This is a genomic window from Streptomyces sp. NPDC002690 (assembly GCF_053592415.1).
In genome coordinates this window covers 1-2,774 of sequence record NZ_JBSFVR010000601.1, presented here as the reverse complement: position 1 = coordinate 2,774, position 2,774 = coordinate 1, and the positions used below count along the sequence as shown (strand labels likewise).

Sequence of the window (2,774 nt, the reverse complement as noted above, 5' to 3'; positions counted from 1 at the left end):
GTCCGGGGTGGCCGCGGCCTGGGCCGCGAACAGGGCGGGCAGGCTGATGGCGGCGTTGCCGGGCGCGGACGTGGTGTCGGTGAGCAGGAGCGCGAGCTCCTGCGGGGGGAGCAACGGCAGGTCGGCGAGGGGGGTGTCCGGCGCGTCCAGCACGCCGTCGAGCAGGGTGCGGAAGTGGCTCAGGATGCGTGCGGGGGCTTCGGGGGCGAAGGCGGCCGTGCGGTACTGCAGGCTGCCTTCGAGCGCGTCGGGTGAGTCGACGAGTTGGAGGTGGGCGAGGTTGCGGGCGGTACGGGCGAAGCCGATCCATTCGGTACGGACGTCCAGCGCGTCACCGAAGCCGGCCTGCGCCGGGGCGGTGCGGCGCCGGTAGCTGAGGGAGAGCGGGCACAGTGCCGTGCGCGGTGTCAGCCCACGGACCGCACGGCTCAGCGGCACCGGCCGGTGGGCGTACAGGGCGCGCAGTTCCTCCCGGACCTCGTGGGCGAACTCCTCGAACGGAGTGTGCGGTCGAGGGTGCGTGAAGAGCGGCAGCTCGTTGACGTGGAGCCCGGCCCGCCCGGCGGTGGCCGGGGTCCGGGTCGAGAGCTCGACGGCGGTGGCGGGCTCGGTGTTGCCGTAGCGCAGCAGGAGCGCGTGCCAGGCGGCGGTCAGCAGTTCGAACCGGGTGAGGCCGAGCGCGTGTGCGGTGGCGGTCAGGCGGGCGTGCCGCCGGCCGTCGAGCCGGAAGTCGGCAGCGCTCCCGGGAGCGGGTGCGACCGGGTCCGCCGGGGAGTGCGCGGCCTGTCCCGGAAGGACCGGAGCGGTGCTCTCCTGCCAGCGGCCGGCCCAGAACCGGGCGGCGGCGTCGACGGCCTGCCCGGTGGGGGCGGGCGCGGACGAGTGGGGTGTGGGCCGTTCGGAGGGCACGGTGGCGGGGGCGGGGTCCTGCCGGGTCGCGGCCCGGTAGTGATGCGCCAGCCCGGACACGTACACGTCCTTGGACTCGCCGTCGAAGACGATGTGGTGGGCGACCAGCAGCAAGGTGTGGCGGCCGGGTCCGGTGGTGAAGAGGGTCGGGCGGACCAGGGCGCCGTCCGGGGCGAACGCGGCGCCGGTCTCGTCCTCCTGGAGCTTTTCCAGGTCCGCGGGGGCGCAGGTGTGGTGGCGCACGGGGGGAACCGGCCCGGCGACCAGCCACGGTCCGGCGGGGTCGACGCGGGCGGCGAGCACCGGGTTGTCGTGCACGAACCGGGTCCACGCGGTGTGCAGGGCCGCGAGGTCCAGCGGCCCCCGGAAGTGGAGCGTGACGCTGAGGTGGTAGGCCGAACCGGCCGGCATCGTCTGTTCGGTGACCCAGACACCGTGCTGGGCCGGGTCCAGCGGGGCCGGATCGAAGGGGACGGGTTCGGGTGCGGCCCGGCCGAGCGGGGCCGTGGCCGCGGAGGGGGTGGGCAGGGTCATGAGATCGCCTCGTCGTCCAGGAGCCGGTGCAGTTCACGTTTGAGGACCTTGCCGCCCTCGTTGCGGGGCAGGGTGTCGCGGAAGAGGAACCGGGCCGGGAGCTCGTGCGCCGCCAGCCGGTCCAGCAGGAAGGACCGCAGCCCGGGGACGTCGGGTTCGCCGTGCCGGGGTACCACCACGGCCGCCACCACACTGCCGAGCACCGGGTGCGGGATCCCGAAGGCCGCGGCGTCGGCGATCCCGGGATGGGCGTGCAGCGCGTTCTCCACCTGGATCGTGGAGACCTTGTACGCACCGGACTTCACCACATCGCGTTCCCGGTCCAGCAGGTGGAGGTAGCCGTCGTCGTCCAGCATCCCGAGGTCGCCCATCCGCACCCACCGGCCCTGGAAGACGTCGGTGCCGCTTCCCTCCGGTCCGAGGTAGGAGCGGGGCGAGGCGGGAGAGCGCAGCCAGATCTCGCCGGCCTCGCCGACGGGAACGGGACGGCCGTCACGGTCGGTGATCCGCAGCTGGTCGAGCGCGGCCGGCAGACCGGGCGAGCCCGGACGGGCGGGGTCGAAGAGAAGGGTGATCTGTGCGGGCGCGGCCTCGGTCGAGGTGTAGTAGTTGACGATCTGCGCACCGTCGAAGACCTGCGACAGGCGCAGCGCGACGGGCTGCGGCAGGGCTGCGGCGGTGGAGCCGACCAGCCGGACCGAGCTCAGGTCGCAGCGCGACAGGGCCGGGGAGGCCAGCAGTTCGATGGCGGTCGCCGGCACCAGGAACACGCTGCCGACCGTGTGCTCCTCGATCAGCCGGGCGAACCTCAAGGGGGTGAACTGCGGGGCCGCGACACCGGCGGCCGCCGCGTTCAGGCAGTTGACGAGCATCGTCTGGCCGGCGTTCGTACCTATGGGGAAGCTGTGGAGGAAGGTACGGGAGTGCCTCAGCGGCCTGCGTCGTTCGTCGAGGGTGCACCCGTGGGCCAGGTTGGCATGGGTCGCGCGGACCCCCTTGGGCAGGCCGGTGGTGCCGGAGGTGTAGAGGTACTGCGCGGGCGCGCCGGGAGCGGGCAGCGCGATGTCCGGCGCCTCCTCGCCGCCCTCGGCCTCGATCAGGTCGCCCGGCGCCGCCCACACCCCCTCGGGGAGCCGTGGCGGCGGTCCGTCCGGTGCGTGCAGGACGGCGACCGCCCGGCAGTCGCTCAGGACGTGCGCGGCGGCGGCCGGTGCCATGCGGTCGCTGAGCGGTACGGCGCACGGAGCGCCCGCACTCGTACTCGACGTGGTCGTGCCCGTGTACAACGAGGAGAAAGACCTCGAAACCTGTGTGCGGCGGCTGCACGAGCA

Annotated in this window: 1 protein-coding gene and 1 pseudogene; both read right to left on the bottom strand. The window is 74.0% G+C overall.

The window, feature by feature from the left end; genetic code table 11:
- Nucleotides 1-1,443 (bottom strand): condensation domain-containing protein (locus ACWD3D_RS35710; RefSeq protein WP_451464828.1); only part of this gene is annotated, 1,443 nt, incomplete at its 3' end.
- Nucleotides 1,440-2,681, bottom strand: a pseudogene (locus ACWD3D_RS35705) (AMP-binding protein); the annotation flags it as partial. The pseudogene ACWD3D_RS35705 and the gene ACWD3D_RS35710, both read right to left, overlap by 4 nt.
- Between the last annotated feature and the right edge of the window lie 93 nt (nucleotides 2,682-2,774).